This is a genomic window from Nocardiopsis sp. NPDC050513 (assembly GCF_044457925.1).
GTDB lineage: Bacteria > Actinomycetota > Actinomycetes > Streptosporangiales > Streptosporangiaceae > Nocardiopsis.
Window position 1 is genome coordinate 249000 of the sequence record NZ_JBITHK010000003.1, and the last position, 16235, is coordinate 265234.

Below are 16235 nucleotides of genomic sequence, written 5' to 3' on the forward strand. Positions count from 1 at the left end.
CGTGCCGGGGCCAGGGACGACGTCATGGACGACTGCGGCACTGCGGATTCGGCCGCTCCCGGCAACCTCCCCTTCCTTCTCGCGTTCCCCGCCCTCAAGCCCCCCGTTTCACTACCGTGCTGCCCATGGCACCCACCGGCTCCCCGCACACCCGGCTGATCACGATCCGAGGCAACTCCGCCTCGGGCAAGAGCACCATCGCCGCCGGACTGCGAGCCGCCTACGGGCGCGGGCTGGCGGTGATCGGACAGGACGCCGTCCGCCGTGACGTGCTCAAGGAACGCGACCGGCCGGGCGGGGTGAACATCGGGCTGATCGACACCATGGCCCGCTACGCCCTGGACCACGGCTACCACTTGGTAGTGGAGGGCATCCTGTACGCCGACCACTACGGCCACATGCTCACCACCCTCGTGGGCGACCACCGCGGCACGTCCCACTTCTTCTACCTTGACGTGCCCTTCGCCGTGACCCTGGAGCGGCACACCACCAAGCCGCAGGTGGACTCCTACGGGGAAGTCGAGATGCGCCAGTGGTGGCGCCCCCTCGACCTCCTCCCCGACCAACTGGAGGAGATCATCGACCAGCACAGCACGATCGAGCAGAGCGTGTTGCGCATCCTGCGCACCAGCGGGCTCGACTTCAGAAACCCGCAGCCCCGTCATTCCTGAGCCGCTCCAAGGCCTGTACGTGCCTCGTCCGCCTGGTCCACCAGCGCCAGCAGGCCGTGGACGTTCGCTTGGGCGAACTCGGCAAGCTGGGGTGGGACGAGGTGGAGCTCGGAGAGCGCTTCCCGGGTAGCTGGGACACTGACCACCTCGTAGGTACCGCGCCCGGGTTCGGTGAACTCGGCCCCCGTCCGGGCGACCAGGTTCATGGAGGTCAACCGGGCAGCGAAGACGTGCTGGAGGCCGAGGCCACCGGGGAGGTTGTCAGAGATGAGGAGAACCTGGCGGACCCGGTCGATCCTGCCGCCGAGCTCTTCGAGAACCTCGCGGTGCAGGGCGGCATCGGCATCGGCGTCCCCGGGCTCCAGCCCTCCCCCCACGGCGACCCAGTAGGGCTCCCAACCCGGCTTGGTGCGCTTGATGAGCACGAGTCGCCGCTCGTTATCGAAGAGGAGGGCACGGGCGCTCTGCTTGACGATCTCGGTCATGTTCACTCGTCCCTGGTCGTGTGTTCGAAGTCGAGAAGAGGTGGCCGGAATCCGCGATCCGAAGGAAGGCCGGCACGCGGGTCCCCTGTTAGCTTCGCCAGTGTCGAGCCAGTACGCCTTCGAAAGCGAGCCCTGCCGTGTCCGACACCCCCTACGTCCCGCGCACGTTCCCCGTCTCGGTCAAGGGCGTCGTCATCCGCGACGGCCGGGGCTGTTGTTGCGCAACGAGCGCGACGAGTGGGAGCTGCCCGGCGGCAAGATCGAGATCGGGGAGACCCCCGAGGAGTGCCTGGCCCGGGAGATCGAGGAGGAGACCGGCTGGCCCGTGCACGTGGCCGAGATCCTCGACTCGTGGATGTACCACATCCCCCAGGTCGACCGGCACGTCTTCATCGTCACCTACGGATGCCGTGTGAACTCCCAGGCCCCGGTAGTGGTCTCCAGCGAGCACAAGGAGGCCGGGCTGTTCACCGAAGCCCAGGTGCCAGACCTGCCGATGCCCGAGGGCTACAAGCGGTCGGTCCTGGACTGGTTCACCCGCTCCCACGCGTGACCGCCGCACCCACTGCCCTCCTGCAACGCCGAGGAGGCGGTGACAAGGGAGAGGACCCCTCTATGTGCAGGAACAACTCGTCAGCGGTGGATATCCCCATCTCGACGTAGGAGATCGCACGCAAATGCGGGGACGAGCCAGGCTGGGAGATCCCACGCTCGTAGTCGCGGGGACCACACCTGTAGGTCCGGCTACGGGAGGAGGGCGCGCCACTTCATGTCCGAACCAGGGGGAAGATCCCCGCTAGTGCGGGGACGAGAATCCTTCAATCTGAACACAAAGAACGATCCAGGGACAAATCCCGCGACTGCAGGACCGACAAGCCAACATTGTGACTGTACAGCAGCCGACCAAAGAATGAGAAATCGAGTCACCAAAACCCACAAATTATCACATATAACACAAACTGCATACTGGAGGAGTCCACACAGAACTATCCAGTTAATGTAGAGTCCCACCATGGCCAACGGAAGCGACCAGCCCACCTCCAGGGTACACGGAGATGCACACAAAAACTTCCGCACATCTAAAATATTGCGAAAAAGAACAAAAGCCACCGATCCGCGTGAACTTCTGGTGTGCTGCGACCACAGGACACAAGGATGTATTCACGCAGCATCGACTGGGACTCCAACAGCAGGCAAGCAACGCAAGTGATTCGATTCTCCAACCGGACAAGTAAAGATCAGGAGCGGTAGATCTGCTCGTCGTTCATCGCCAGCAGGGGCGCCTCACCAGCTCGAGATATCGAAAGCCGACGGAGGCCCGGTGGCAACCGCTATGCCAACACTCAAAAACATCGTTGAGTGCGCTTCTTTCCTTGGCTTTCTCGTCTTCATTTACGGAGGATTGATAACGATATTAGTGCTCACTGCTGTGTTCTCTTCCAAGCCCGTTCGCCGAAAATCGGCTAAGGATATTCTTCGCCTTTTGCTTCCGCGTCGAGGGCACGACCAGACAGGGGAATAAACTAAGTGACTGCGAGAGCCAGGAACCCACCTCGAACACCTCCACCTTCGAGCTGACCTCCAACTACCTCAGTCTGGAGAGTCGATAAATAAACGGACCCCCAGAAGGGCTACGCCCATGACCGAACCTGTTTCACTGGTGGCCATGAGCAGGCGGCCCTGTTCCCACTCCGAGATCCTCGCAAGCTAGGTCGACCGCATGGCCGCGAGAAGTTCGCCCCGACAACCGTCGATCACGCCCTCGAGATGATCGTCTTTTACCACGACGCCGAAGGGCTCTCTATCGCAACCAAATCGCCTCAGGTGGAGCTGCCCTCCCACACGCGCCAAGATCCCATATCGGACGGGCCCGCAACCACGCCCCGCACGTTGATCAGTGACCAACCCCGGCGAATTAGAGACAACCGAGGGCTGTCACCGGGTATCGCTACTATTCGTGTACGCGATGATGACCCAAGGCCCGGATCTAGCCGCCTTTGATTTGGCTCATGCGTGTGGGATTCCCGAAGAATTGGAGGTGATGGACTTTTGCGCAAACCTCTTCCGCGGCTGCGAGGACGGCGGCCCACCGAGCACATACCGGCCCTCGTTGTCTGGAGGATCCCCGCAGGGGCGGGACGACCTTCCCCCCCGGTTCCTCCAGGGCCTGGGGTGCGGAAGACCCCTGCGGGTGCGGGGACGAGGAGGACTGGTGCCAGGAGGAGCAGCCGGACACCGGAAGACTCCCTTGGGCGGGGGACGAGTGGTCCATGGCCCCGGTGAGCATCGGACACGCCGGAAGGCCCCTGCGGGTGTGGGGACGAGCCGGGGTAGGCCAGGATCGCTTCGGTCATGGCAAAACCATCCCCGCTGGTGCGGGGACGAGTGCGCGGCCGACAAGGAGCAGGCGCGGATCGTCGGACTACCCCCGCGAGTGCAGGGGGCGAGTTGGGTGGCCCCCACCGTCAAGTGCAGTTGCCGGGACTACCCCCACGGATGCGGGGACGACTCGCGTGCGGCGATCGCCTCCGATCGGGTCGGGGGAAGACCTCCGCGGGTGCGGGGACGACGTGGCGTTCTCCCTGCCGGTGCCGGTGTGGGCGGGACTACCCCCCGCGGGTGCGGGGACGAGTCGGCCAGGGCGCCGAGGGCGCCCTCCTCGACCGGACTGCCCCCGCGGGTGCGGGGACGAGCAAGCGGACGCTTGAGTACCTGGAGAGGATCTAGGACTATCCCCGCGGGTGCGGGGACGACGGCTCCTCGCATGCGCACTGGACGCGGACGCGGACGCGCGGAAGACCCCCGCAGGTGCGGGGACGAGGCGGCCGGAGCCTCGTACACGGCGGTGTACTGCGGAAGGCCCCCGCGGGTGCGGGGACGAGGCCGCCGCCCGCGCCGCGCAGGTGTGGGAGGAGGGAAGACCCCCGCGGGTGCGGGGACGAGGGGTTGCCGATCGGCCAGTGCCTTCGGCGCGGGGGAAGACCCCCGCGGGTGCGGGGACGAGTGGTCATCCAGCTCCATGATCAGGACCCTGCGCGGAAGACCCCCGCGGGTGCGGGGACGAGGGCCGGGGACGCCACGGCGGAACCGGCCCCGGGGGAAGACCCCCGCGGGTGCGGGAACGAGCGCTGTCCGGGTGCGGCCCTTGTCGGGGAGGGCGGACTACCCCCGCGGGTGCGGGGACGAGCTCACCGAAGCCAGGATCGGCCGGTACCGCGGGGGACTACCCCCGCGGGTGCGGGGACGAGGCCTCCTGATCGCCGTCGGGATCGTGGGTGGGAGGACTACCCCCGCGGGTGCGGGGACGAGCATCGACGCGGTTACCACCGACCGTAGGCAGAGGGACTACCCCCGCGGGTGCGGGGACGAGGGTGCCCGCTGCTCCCAAGGAATGGTCACGAAAGGACTACCCCCGCGGGTGCGGGGACGAGCGCATCACCGTCACCCGCGGCAAGGTCGACAGCGGACTACCCCCGCGGGTGCGGGGACGAGGTGTTGCACGCAATGCCCTACGCCAGCGAGGAGGGACTACCCCCGCGGGTGCGGGGACGAGGGCGGCTTGGTCCTCGATGGCTTCGCGGGCGGAGGACTACCCCCGCGGGTGCGGGGACGAGTGGGCTACGTAGGCGGCCAGCGCCTCCCGGATGGGACTACCCCCGCGGGTGCGGGGACGAGGCAGTAGGGCTCCACGAAGACTCCCGTGTCCAGGGACTACCCCCGCGGGTGCGGGGACGAGATCTGCTGGGACTTCTGCCCGTTCGCACGGGACGGACTACCCCCGCGGGTGCGGGGACGAGACTTCTTCACCTGGGCTTTTATCGGCGGGAACGCGCCATAAGCATCACTCCGTCGAAGTCCACCGGCTTCCAGCGTTCACGGCCCGCCGTACGCACCGCCCACCCCTGCTCGTTGTTCGCTGGCTCGGCCATGATGGCCTGCCCATCCCCGATCCTGTTGGCGAGCACCCGCCACAGGTTGTCCCGAACACGCCGACCGGGTGTGCCGACGAACATCCCAGGAGCGGTTTCGACCATCCACCGGGTCAAGTGCCCTCGCAGTCCCTCAGGGGCGGCGATGAGCACAACGACCGTCATCGCCTCTCCCCTCCGTTCGCCTCAGCCCGGCCGTCGACCGTCGGACCGACCACGGAGAGGAACCCCCCCTCGTCGAAGATGTCGTCTCCCCAGTTCACGCCGCCCTCGACCATGCCCTGCTTCTCATCCCACAACCCGTTGAGGTCCCGGTCGATGAGCTCCTCGTCCTCGGGAAGCAGCAGTTCCTTGATGTCACGGACGATCCGGGGCATCAGCTTCTTGTCGGTCACCCGGTCTCTCAGTGCCAGACGAGCGTCGCGTTCGCTGTTACGCCCCTGCGCGGTCAGGTCGAAGGCCAGTCCGATGGTGTACTCGGGCTTGTACAGGTCAGCGATGTCGAGCACGAACGAGACCGCCGAGCCGGTGTGGATGAACCCCAGTGCCGGGCTCGCTCCAATTCCGGTGATCACGGCATGGCAGATGCCGTACAGGGCCGAATTCGCGGCTGAGAGCACCCTGTTGACGTCATCGCCCGCCGCGAAGGGCTGGCCGGGTTTGTACTCACGGCGTTCCCAGGGAACACCTGTCCTCGTGGAGTGTTCGCGGTACAGCTTGCGGACCCGAGAGCCCTCGCGCCCGCGGAGTTGCTGCATGGTGAGCGTGCTGGTGTCCTCACCGGGAAACCGCATCCCGTACATCCGGCGCGCCACATTGAGCCTCTCGCGGGGACGGGTGACCAGCCAGGACTGCCTCAGGATGAGCTGGGAGCCACGGCTGGGCCCCATGCCTGCGGCGTACATGCGCACGCCTCGCTCTCCCACCCAGCTGATCGCCGTCCCCGAGTCGGCCAGGAGTGCGACCGCGGCGTTGGTGATCCGGGTACCCGGTCCGACGAGCATGACCGCGATGAAGGCGGCGGGAACCCTCACCGTGCGTTCCTTGTTGATGAGGATGACGGCGTTGTCGTCCCGATCGATATGGCACCGCTCGACATACAGGCTGGAAATGCGGTCCTCCAGCCTGTACAGGTCCTGGGGATCAGCCTTCCACCACGGTTCAGCCACCGTTCCTCGATTCGTTCAGAGGCGCCAAGGTCAGCAACCCGCACCCATAGCGCTTCGCCGGGCCCATGCCGTTCAGGAGGGCTGTCCGCAGCAGTTGGGGATCGGTGACACGGAGACGTCCTTCGAAGGTGGCCGTGATGATGGACACCGGAGGCCGCTTCCCTCGGTCCGAGGTTTTCTTGTGAAACCGCAGATCCTGACGCCCGACCACGCGTAGGTCGGGTGCAGGCACACCATCCAGGGGCATACCCGGGGCAGGGAGCCGTTCGGTGCGCGCGTCCGGGATCTCGAACCCGGCTTTGGCCGTCCGCTTGAGCAACCATTCCAGCTGGTGACGGGCGGTACGGTGCCCTATTCGGAAGCCGCGGTGCCGACTCCCCTTTCCATCCGGGCTGTGGGTGGTCTCCATGACCTTGAGCTGCTGCTTGGTCGGCTTCTCGGGCTTCTTGGTGTTCTGCACCGGGTTGGCGGTCAAACGGAAAGCGAACTCCCTCCCCACCGCCAATCGGGCCAGCAACGGTTCGTAGTCCCTTACCAGAGCATGCTCACCGTCGGCGTCAGGCCATCCCGCCTCCGCGATGATGTGGCTCCAGTCGGGCCTGCTCGGGGTGAGCACGAGTAGGTGGGGATGGTGCCTGCCGGAGCCGTCCAGCCTCCACAGCACCGGCTCGTCATCGACGCGCTCGGGGACGCCGCCCAGGACGGCAATCTTCATCCTGTGCGCGTTCTCCAGCAGGGCTTGGGCCCCGCTACGCAGGGGATTGATTCTGATACGGGACAGATAGGGCACTCTCTTCACCACCCAAGGAGAGCGAAGGGGTCATGGACATCGCCCGGGTCCGGACTGGCAGCGCCGTGGGAGGGGTTCGGCGACGCCGTCAGACCGGTGGGAGCCGGAATCCACAGGTGCCGAACACAGCGGGTGTCCCAGGTACGCACACCGATCGTGAACGAGCCCGGCACATCCTCGACCGTGACCGACCCGCCGTCGTCCTCGACCGTGGCTGCCAAGTCGATGGTCTCCGGGTTCCGTGAGCTGTTCCGGTAAGCCACCCGGGCATGGTCTCCCGCCTGCCACGGGACAGCCCGAAGCACGCTTTCCAGTCCCTTCGCGGTGTCCATCCCTGAGGGAACGGACAGTCGCAAAGGCTGGGTGGGAGGGCAGGAGCGGCGCCCAAGTGACAGGGGGAACGCTGGGTTGCCGATGGCGTGGCTCAGGGCCTGGATCAGTTCTGCGGGTCCCCGGAGCGCCACGACGAAGACGGCGTCCTCCAGATAGAAGCGCTGGGTGACGTAGGTCGGTTTGGCAGGAGAGGTCGCTTTCTGTATTCCTTTCGCGTTCACCTGGGATGACAGGAGAGGTCCGCCTCGGTAGTCGCTGGTGGTGTGGTAGTCACGAAGGACACGTCCTGGCTGGTCCACACGCACACCGAGCTTGAGCCCGGTGAGATCGCGGATGTCGTCACCACGGGCACGACCGTCGGCGGCGGCGAGGAGTCCGATGACTCCGGACTTGGTGGGCCTGTCCTGGGTCTCACGTCGGTTGTACTCGGAGTTCGCGCCCCAGGCCTGGAGGGGACCGGCCAGGCGCAGCACGAGCACGTCCTGGGCTTCGCTCACCTCTGGTCACCCCTGGAGTTCAACCACTCGGCGACCGCAGTGTGCGCCCTTTCCAGAAGTTCAGGGAGGGGGAGGCTCGCCCCGAACGCCTCCTGGGTCTTGTCCGCGATGTTCTCGAACTGGCTGTAGGTAGCCAGCGTCAACGTCGGCTTCAGGTCCCAGGTGTCCGACATGACGGTGAACTCTTCCGCGAGCTTGCCCACCGACTGTTCGGCGATCCCGCTGGTGCGGCCCGACACGGGCTTCTCGAAGGCGGACACCAGGTTGACGGGCTGGTCGGTGCGCAGGGCCAGCAGGACAAGTTGGGGGACCGTCCGGTGCGCGAACGAGTTCTGGTGCCCGGTCGGCATGGACAGGGCGAAGGACTCCACGAACCGACGGGCGGTCAGAGCCGTCTCCGTGTCGTCGCTGAGGTTGTCACGCAACTGGTGGATCCCCACGGTGGCGTACCGGTAGAGGGTGGCGGCGTTGAACTCCACGTTGCCGATCATCCCGGCGCCGGTCTCGCCGTCGGGGTTCTCGTCGTCGACGGCGGTGTAGTAGTCGAACTCCGTCTTGACCGGGTGTGTCGAGAGCGCGTGTGCCACCTGGGTGGCGGCGTCGACATTGAGCCGGGGGATGTCGGCGACCATGCGTCCGAAGAGGGCGACCTCCGCGGGGTGGCCCGTGGTGAGTACACCTGCCACGTCGAGGTCCTTCAGCTCCGCCGACAGTTTCTTGGCGTCCAGCTCCGCCAGCTCTCCGGCGCGTTCCTCGACCAGGTCGACGATCTTGTCCAACTGCGGCTTCCCGAAGAAGAGCAGGTAGGCGGACTGTTCTTCCTTCTTCAGGCTCTTCTTGATGCCCAGGGGCTCCAACAGCGCGGCGGCCAGACGCTGACCGGCTTCGGCGTGCAACCCGGTGCGCGCGGTGATGCGCTGGGTGAGCAGCTCGAGCATCTTCTTGGTGCGCGTGGCGCGGTCCGCCTCGGGGGTCGCCTCGGCGTAGTGGAGACGGGTGGCGCGCTTCCATGCCTGGGAGGACACGCGGGCCCGCTGCACGCCGCCGAAGGTGGCGTGCTTGGGGCTGCCGCTGTCGTCCCTGTTCAGGTTGGACGGGGGGACGGTCTGGATGACGCTCACGTCCAGGTACAGGCGCTGACTCATGGGAACTCCTATCGGTGTTGCTCTACTTGTCGGTCTGGGCGCCGGCCTCAGCGCCTTCTCCGGTCCCAGTACTGACCGCCCCAGCGGCGCGTGATGCGCTCGTGGTCCTCCGGGTAGTGCCAGGCCCGGATGTCGTCGTACAGCCGCGTGTAGTCGAGGGGTTGTCCCGCCTGGCTCAGCAGCCGGACCAGGCCCCGCAGGTGGCCTATCAGTTCCTCGGGGTCCGATGAGGTGGCGGCGGCGTTCATCCGGTTGTCGATGGACTCGTCGCTGCGGTCCTTGGAGTTGCGCAGTTCCAGCGCGGCATCCCCTACTCCGATGCCGACTCGGTGCATGTGCGTGCCCTTGGACTGCTGGTGGAGGCCGAACAGGCTCAGGGCGGCGTGCTCGGCGACCAGTTCGGGTGTGAGCCGACCAGCGCGGTTGAGGGTGGTGTAGTGGCGCAGCATGGCGGGTGCCTCACCCGGGTTTCGCCCGAGCCCTTGGCGCAGATGCGCCAGGTCCTTCCCTGCATAGGCGTCGTCAGGGGTGAACCTCTCCCAGTAGTGACGTCGCGGCGGCTTCTCCGGCGTGTTCATGTCAGCCTCCTTGCTGTGTCTGGGACCTGGTGCGCAGCACTTCGGCCTGCTTGGGCAGGGCGGAGTAGAGCTTGCTGCGGAAGGCACGTTCGGCCGTGGTCGCGGAGTAGCGGCGGTTGTCGACCTCCACCCCGGAGAAGGGTGACGCGGGTGCCGCGGAGAGCAGGCGTTGAGCGTGCTGTTCCGCGATCTGCCACAGGCGGCCCTCCCAGGCCGTCATGCCTGCTTCCAGGGCTTCGTCGTCTTCGGAGTGCTCCTGGATGCCGCGGAGGGCGCGACGTACCAGTGGATCCAGGGCGTGAAGGAACACCGTGCCGGGATGATCTCCCTTGTCCCATGGAACGGGATCTCCCCCGGCCAGCCGCCGCAGGTCGGAGTGGAGCCGGTTGAGGGCCGTGGCCAGTGTGTTGGCCTGTCGCGCGAGGTCGCGGACCAGGTCCTGGGTGAACTCTCCGGAGGCGAGAGCCGCAAGCGGGAGCGGAAGCCGGTCGGCGATGGCGCTTTCGACCACGGCGGACTGGTTGCCGTAGACCATTCCCGCCGCGACGATCTGCATCGGGTAGTCGTCCGGCAGGGCGCCGTCGATGCGGAGTTCGCCGAGCGCGCGCAACAGGTCGCTGGTGACCTCAGTTTCCGGTGACCCACCCTCCTCCGGGTCAGCCGGAAGATTGACCGCCAACAGCGACTCCAAGCCCTGCCAGATCGCCCGGCCGGGGCGGTGACGGCGTGGACGCCACTGCTGCTGGCCCTTACGCGGCTTGGAAGTCCAGCTCCAGGCGGTGTGCGGTTCGTTCTGGGGGGCGCGGCTGAGCCGGTCACCAGCGCAGAGCACCACCTGAGTGACGCGCAGACCGTCGGGGGTTTCCTCGGGGATTAACCGGATGCGGCGTGACTGCCATGTGAGCAGGTCCATCAGCCCCAACTCCGGACGGAGGGACCATCGCGGAGAGGCGGGTGAGGAGACCGGGGTGGATCCCGCGACCGTGTCCACCTCATCGGCCCGCCACTGCGGACGGTCGAAGGAGTCCGGGGAGTGATCTCGTGGCGGCAGGTTGAGCAGGAGCGTCTCGTACAGGGTTCTCCCCAGAGGGATGATGACTCCGAGCTGTCCCAGTGGGCCGGTGGGGTTCCCCGTCGTCTTGCCCTTCGCCGCCTGCGGGTCCCCCTCGGCACCGCTCTTGATGGCGGCCGTGTCCCAACAGTGGGTGTGCAGCAGCCACCACGCCGCCTCGGCGGGCTCCAGGGCGAGAGTGTCCGCCTCCGTCATCCCGGAGAAGAGGGGGACGTTGTTTCCCGACGCGATGGAGGACACCAGAAGAGAGCTGCTCTTGGTTTCCCCCTTTTCCGTTTTCAACCCTCCGACCTGGGCGAACGGGCGCTTCTCAGAGAAGAGGTCGAAACTGCGGGCGTGTTCGTCCAGATACTCTTCGAGCCTCTCCCTCTGTGCGTCGGAGAAGCATCCGCGATCGAACCAACTCCTCCACTCGGACGACGAGCGCGGGGAACCGATCGCGTCGATGACCACGGGGAGCAGCACCTGTCGAAGTACGGCGGGCAGTAAGGTCGGCGCCGGAAACACCAGGTTCGAGAACTTTTCGGCCTCCAGCAGGCCCGTACGCAGGGAGACTCGGTCGAGAACCCCCTCGAAAGGCTGCACGGGAAGCCACTTGTCATCGACAAGATTGCACACGAAAAAACCACCTTGAAAGGCAGATGTGTTCTTCTAGGACATCAGACTAGCGACAGACAACGCCCGAAGTTGGCGTTATCACAACATTCCTCACGGTACGTTTGGCATACGGCAGAGAAGCTTCAGTTCGTCCGCTGGACCAACAATCCCAGGCCCTGGTCGTACCCGACCCGCTCCGAGCCGAGGGGTGCCCATCCGTCCTCGTCCAGGACCAGGGCGGGGAAGAACCGCAGCCAGGGGTCGTCTCTCCACCCCTCCAGGGGGATGAGCTCCTCGGCCGCCTCGGCCAGCCGACTCGGCAGTCGCGTCAGTCCGCCGAGAACGGCCTCGCGTACCTGTTCGCTCGCCTCTCCCTGCACCCCGACCCACTCCCCGTCCACCGTGGTGAGCCCCCGAGGCGCGCGCCGAACGATGATGACCTCCACGGAGGGGCTACCGTCGCGCACCAGGGCCTGAAGGTCTCTTTCCTCGCTGGCTGTGGTCCCGATATGGTGCAGTCCCTCGAGCGTCGGTTTGGACCTGTGGTCCGGGCGCGACAGGAGAAAACCCTCCGCTTCAGCGGCTCGGTTTCGTTCCTTGGCCTGCCATTCGGAGCGGGCGTCGAGTTCGTCCTCCTGGAGCGACGGTTCACACAGGAGCTCCTCGCCGTATCCACGCGCCACCAGGTCAGGCACCTGTTCCGGAATCGACCAGCCCTTATCGCCAGCCTCGTTGACCAACGCCAGAGTCCGAAGCAGCATGTACCGCCCGTAGATGTGCTCCGAGGTTTTGAGCATCGTCGGGTGGGGGCGTGTGTCGGGGTTGACGCCAGTCACCAGAACCCTCGGTGTACGCAGGTGCGCGGGCCGGAAGACACCTTCGTGCCGGTGCAGCCTCCCGATACGCTGCAACAGCAGGTCGACGGGGGCCAGGTCGGTGACCAGAAGGTCGGCGTCGACGTCGAAGGACTGTTCGGCGACCTGGGTGGCCACGACGATCATCCGTTCCGGACGATCCGCCTTCGGTCCCAGCGCCGTCACACACAGGGACGCCCTGTCCGCCCGATGGGCAGCGCACAGACGCCCGTGGAGCAGGTGCACCTGTCCGGGATAAGCGTCCTTCAGTTCCCGGTAGACGTTCTGGGCACGATCAACCTGGTTGAGGATGACCAGAGCGACTCCGCCGTCGGCCATTTCCTCCCGTACTCGGCTGGCCACCGGAAGCCCCTGATCGGAGGTGTCGGGCAGCCACTCCAGAGAAACCGGCTGCGATGAACGCCAACTCTCGGCAGACCGGGTCACGCAAAGCGCCTCCCCCTGTTCTGGGTAAGCCACGGTCACCGACGGGTAACCGGCTGGCGCGGGCAGCGCGGTACCAGACGATCCCGTCGCTCCCAAAGCGCCGTGGAGATAGGCGTCCGTGAGACTGCTGCGCTGCGCGGGAGGCAGGGTGGCTGAGAGCAGGATAACCGGAACGCGTGCTTGGCCGAGCCAGCGCAGCGCCTCGGTGAGGAACTGGCTCATGTAGACGTCGGCCGCGTGCACCTCGTCCAGGATGACGACCTTGCCAGCGAGTCCGGCGAACCGCAGCATCACGTGACGCGTGCGCGTGGCGGCGTACAGCAGCTGGTCGATGGTCCCCACGGCGAACGCGGTGAGCAGCCCTCGGTTGCGTCCCAGAAACCATCGGGCGGGCCCGCTCCGCTCCCCGGTCTGCTGCCCTCCGACCGCGAAGATGTCATCCATCCCGAAGTCATCGCAGTCCACGCCCGCGAACCGGGTGTCCGGGGAACCGTCCTCGGCATGCCACAGTTCACGCCACTCAGGGTGAAACATCTTCTTGCCGTGCAGCAAGGCGACCTGGGACTTCAGGGCCTCGTCGAACTCGGACACCCACGTGAGGACCTGAGAGTAGATCGGATCGCTCGTGGCCTGGGTGGGCATGCCGACGAACACGCCGTCGCATCCGAACCGCGCCGCCAGTACCTCGGCGGCGGCCAGCGCGCCCTTGGTCTTGCCCTCACCCATCGGAGCTTCCACGGTCACCAACCCGGGGTGGGTCATGTGTCGAACCGCCTCGACCAACTCCTTCTGGAAGGGCCTCGACTCGTCATCGAAGCGGAGTTTCACCAGATCCTGTGCCGTGGGTTCGTCCAGCGCACCCCAACCTCCGCGCAACCGCAGTTCCCTGATGGCTTTCGCCGCACGCTCGCGGGACCTGCGCAGGCTGACTTGGGCAATGTCCTCGACGCCCTCGAAGTGGTCACTGTCGCTGGCGATCCAGTCCGCCATGATGATCAGCCCGGAAATCGTCAACTGCTCGGCTTTGGTGAGTACACCCTTGGGCTCCACCGCCTCAAGCGACGTGTACCCCAACGCGCGAGTGATGATCTCGATCAACGCCCACTGGACTGCCTTCCAGGGTTCGCGATACGTCCCCTGGTGTTCATCGCGCGCCTCGTATTTCTTCAGAACTGTCACTTTGGATGGAAACGCACCATGATGTCCGGCTATCAGGGGCCAAACCCAGGCAATGTTCTGCTCGTCCCACCTCGACTCAAGGACGCTGTGCAGAAGCCTGCCCCCGGCTTTGTCATGCCGCCAACGTCGCCGTTGCAGTCGGCTGTCACGCCACTCAAGTCCGGCCGCACGTACCTGCGCCGCTCCTTCCTCGTCGACCGCCTGGAACGCAGGGGTCGCCTTCCCGCAGTCGTGGACGGCACACAGCCACATGAAGAACGGCCGACCGCGACTGCCGGAAACGCGGTCCAGCAGGTGGCGCGTCTGTACAGGTAGGAAACATTCCCACAGTTGCTCCGCAACTGCCGCCGTGTCGAGAAGATGGCTCACCAGCAAGTTGATGTAGCCGCCGCCGTGTCTCCTGGACTTACCCCAGAGCACACCGATCCGCTTGCTGGTCTCTCTGTCGAGGCCCAGTTCAACCAACACATCGGCCAAAGGACGGTCTGGCAGCGGAGCATGAGTGTCCATCGTGCTGTCCCTCTGAAGAAGTTAGGGAAGAAGAACATGGCGGTCCGCCACGACGCTCGCATGCACCTGAGACATTCGAGAGTGGCTCGGACGAGCCGCCTACGTAGTGCTACTCTGCGCACGTTCCGAGGCACTTCGCAACCGAATGAAAAGCGGCACCTTCCTTAGAAAAACAGCAGGTCATGAAGTCTCGGCCCCGCACCCGCGGGGGTAGTCCCTGCTTGACCCGCCTTCCCTTGAGCAGGCGATACTCGGCCCCGCACCCGCGGGGGTAGTCCCCACGAGATCGTCCCGCCGATCCCGGGGACCCACTCGGCCCCGCACCCGCGGGGGTAGTCCCCGCAGCTTCGCTTCGAGCCGGTCCGCGGTCTCCTCGGCCCCGCACCCGCGGGGGTAGTCCTCCGTCCCAGGTCCCATCCCACCGGCGCCGCACCTCGGCCCCGCACCCGCGGGGGTAGTCCCCCCCGACGCCTCCCCGGCCTGGCTGGAGGAGGCTCGGCCCCGCACCCGCGGGGGTAGTCCCACAACGGTCTCCTCAGTGGTGGCGCGTCGGGGCTCGGCCCCGCACCCGCGGGGGTAGTCCCCTGCTCGGAGGCGAGGAGGTAGCCGGTGACGCCTCGGCCCCGCACCCGCGGGGGTAGTCCCGTGGGCCACTCCACGGACGGGAACATCAAGGTCTCGGCCCCGCACCCGCGGGGGTAGTCCCTGGTCGACACCTACATTCACCCGCGTGGCGTCCTCGGCCCCGCACCCGCGGGGGTAGTCCCCGGTGCGGGAGGTGATCCGGGAGACCACCACGCTCGGCCCCGCACCCGCGGGGGTAGTCCGATACCTCCCCCCGGACTCCCATGACCCCGGATCTCGGCCCCGCACCCGCGGGGGTAGTCCCCCAGCACGCCAGTCGTGGGAGTTGTTCCAGACCTCGGCCCCGCACCCGCGGGGGTAGTCCGCAAGCGCACACCACACGCGCGCCGCCCTGAGCCTCGGCCCCGCACCCGCGGGGGTAGTCCCCGCGACTACCGCTCCCTCCTGGTCCTGGTCGGCTCGGCCCCGCACCCGCGGGGGTAGTCCCCGGGAGAACGGGACCGGGGACGTCCAGGGCATCTCGGCCCCGCACCCGCGGGGGTAGTCCCACGAGCGCCCGGACCTGCTCGCCGCAGCCGAACTCGGCCCCGCACCCGCGGGGGTAGTCCCTCGCCGTTGACCAGGAAGCCGCCCGCGGTCATCTCGGCCCCGCACCCGCGGGGGTAGTCCGTTGGGACACCGGCCTTTGTTGCGCTTCGTAGCCTCGGCCCCGCACCCGCGGGGGTAGTCCTCGGGGCCGCTGCGCTGGTCAGGGGCGTGCTCGCTCGGCCCCGCACCCGCGGGGGTAGTCCCTCACGGACAGTAAGCGCCGGGAGCCCTCCCGGGTCATGTCCCTTGAAGTGGTGTAACTTTCCTACGGTCGTGTCCTTGCAGGTCATCCCGGCGAGCATCGACTGTGACCGGCCCCGCGTGGACCCGTACCCCCGTTGATCGGCGATGTCATGCCGTCGAAGGTGGCGGTGCGGCAGTCGAAGAGCCGAAGTCGGCCCTTCTCTCTGGAAGTACGGCCGGAGAAGTTACACCACTCGGTGGGACGCCATCCCCTCCCGCCTCGGCCCCGCACCCGCGGGGGTAGTCCGCGCATCCAGGTCCAGGTGGTGGCCGCTACCGCCTCGGCCCCGCACCCGCGGGGGTAGTCCGTCGATCGTGCGGCGGGGCCGCTCCACCGGGGTCTCGGCCCCGCACCCGCGGGGGTAGTCCCTTGCCCGAGGTCATCGACGGGATCGGGCTCGCCTCGGCCCCGCACCCGCGGGGGTAGTCCCCCAGCGAGGTCGAGACGTATCGAGCGGCCTGGCTCGGCCCCGCACCCGCGGGGGTAGTCCGCAGTACCAGGCGATCTACGAGGCCCCGGCCGCCTCGGCCCCGCACCCGCGGGGGTAGTCCGGCGGGGGGCG

Annotated in this window: 11 protein-coding genes and 1 CRISPR repeat array (1 of these 12 only partly in view); of the genes, 2 read left to right on the top strand and 9 right to left on the bottom strand. The window is 66.9% G+C overall.

The annotated features are described in order from the left end of the window. Nucleotides 1–125: 125 nt before the first annotated feature. Nucleotides 126–671, top strand: a complete 546-nt coding sequence (locus ACIBFB_RS06330; RefSeq protein WP_397226885.1) for a kinase — start codon at nt 126–128, stop codon at nt 669–671. Here the strand turns inward: ACIBFB_RS06330 and ACIBFB_RS06335 are convergent. After that, nucleotides 662–1156, bottom strand: coding sequence for an NUDIX domain-containing protein (locus tag ACIBFB_RS06335; protein WP_397227510.1), 495 nt, complete (start codon nt 1154–1156; stop codon nt 662–664). The two genes, ACIBFB_RS06330 and ACIBFB_RS06335, sit on opposite strands and share 10 nt — an antisense overlap. Before the next feature lie 217 nt (nt 1157–1373). On the opposite strand from ACIBFB_RS06335, the gene ACIBFB_RS06340 reads away from it, so the two are divergent. Beyond that, a complete protein-coding gene (locus ACIBFB_RS06340) occupies nt 1374–1709 on the top strand; it encodes an NUDIX domain-containing protein (RefSeq protein ID WP_397226887.1) in 336 nt (111 codons plus the stop codon). Nucleotides 1710–4971: 3262 nt separating this feature from the next. Here the strand turns inward: ACIBFB_RS06340 and cas2e are convergent. The 8 genes from cas2e to cas3 form a co-directional block, all read right to left on the bottom strand. Continuing rightward, nucleotides 4972–5250, bottom strand: coding sequence for a type I-E CRISPR-associated endoribonuclease Cas2e (cas2e, locus tag ACIBFB_RS06345; protein WP_397226889.1), 279 nt, complete (start codon nt 5248–5250; stop codon nt 4972–4974). Continuing rightward, on the bottom strand, nt 5247–6254 hold the full coding sequence (gene cas1e / locus ACIBFB_RS06350) for a type I-E CRISPR-associated endonuclease Cas1e (RefSeq protein WP_397226891.1): 1008 nt from the start codon (nt 6252–6254) through the stop codon (nt 5247–5249). Before cas1e ends, cas2e begins: the two co-directional genes overlap by 4 nt. Next, entirely contained in the window at nt 6247–7044 is a 798-nt protein-coding gene (gene cas6e, locus ACIBFB_RS06355; RefSeq protein ID WP_397226893.1) for a type I-E CRISPR-associated protein Cas6/Cse3/CasE, read from the bottom strand. Before cas6e ends, cas1e begins: the two co-directional genes overlap by 8 nt. Before the next feature lie 5 nt (nt 7045–7049). After that, nucleotides 7050–7874 carry a type I-E CRISPR-associated protein Cas5/CasD gene (gene cas5e, locus ACIBFB_RS06360; RefSeq protein ID WP_397226895.1) on the bottom strand — a complete coding sequence of 275 codons (825 nt, stop codon included), beginning with the start codon at nt 7872–7874 and terminating at the stop codon, nt 7050–7052. After that, nucleotides 7871–9019 carry a type I-E CRISPR-associated protein Cas7/Cse4/CasC gene (gene cas7e / locus ACIBFB_RS06365; protein ID WP_397226897.1) on the bottom strand — a complete coding sequence of 383 codons (1149 nt, stop codon included), beginning with the start codon at nt 9017–9019 and terminating at the stop codon, nt 7871–7873. The genes cas5e and cas7e overlap by 4 nt, the downstream gene beginning before the upstream one ends. 47 nt (nt 9020–9066) lie before the next feature. Continuing rightward, nucleotides 9067–9597, bottom strand: a complete 531-nt coding sequence (gene casB, locus ACIBFB_RS06370) for a type I-E CRISPR-associated protein Cse2/CasB (RefSeq protein WP_397226899.1) — start codon at nt 9595–9597, stop codon at nt 9067–9069. A gap of 1 nt (nt 9598) precedes the next feature. Further along, on the bottom strand, nt 9599–11287 hold the full coding sequence (gene casA / locus ACIBFB_RS06375) for a type I-E CRISPR-associated protein Cse1/CasA (RefSeq protein WP_397226901.1): 1689 nt from the start codon (nt 11285–11287) through the stop codon (nt 9599–9601). A gap of 122 nt (nt 11288–11409) precedes the next feature. Continuing rightward, a complete protein-coding gene (gene cas3, locus ACIBFB_RS06380; protein ID WP_397226903.1) occupies nt 11410–14256 on the bottom strand; it encodes a CRISPR-associated helicase Cas3' in 2847 nt (948 codons plus the stop codon). A 1635-nt stretch (nt 14257–15891) separates the two neighbouring features. Then, a CRISPR array of direct repeats spans nt 15892–16235; the repeat unit is 28 nt; unit sequence CTCGGCCCCGCACCCGCGGGGGTAGTCC (it continues 903 nt past the right edge of the window).

Excerpts from the sequence above, each read along its gene's own strand:
- ACIBFB_RS06330 (WP_397226885.1), top strand. The coding sequence starts at position 126 with ATGGCACCCACCGGCTCCCCGCACACCCGGCTGATCACGATCCGAGGC.
- ACIBFB_RS06335 (WP_397227510.1), bottom strand. The coding sequence starts at position 1,156 with ATGACCGAGATCGTCAAGCAGAGCGCCCGTGCCCTCCTCTTCGATAAC.
- cas2e (WP_397226889.1), bottom strand. The coding sequence starts at position 5,250 with ATGACGGTCGTTGTGCTCATCGCCGCCCCTGAGGGACTGCGAGGGCAC.
- cas7e (WP_397226897.1), bottom strand. The coding sequence starts at position 9,019 with ATGAGTCAGCGCCTGTACCTGGACGTGAGCGTCATCCAGACCGTCCCC.
- casB (WP_397226899.1), bottom strand. The coding sequence starts at position 9,597 with ATGAACACGCCGGAGAAGCCGCCGCGACGTCACTACTGGGAGAGGTTC.
- cas3 (WP_397226903.1), bottom strand. The coding sequence starts at position 14,256 with ATGGACACTCATGCTCCGCTGCCAGACCGTCCTTTGGCCGATGTGTTG.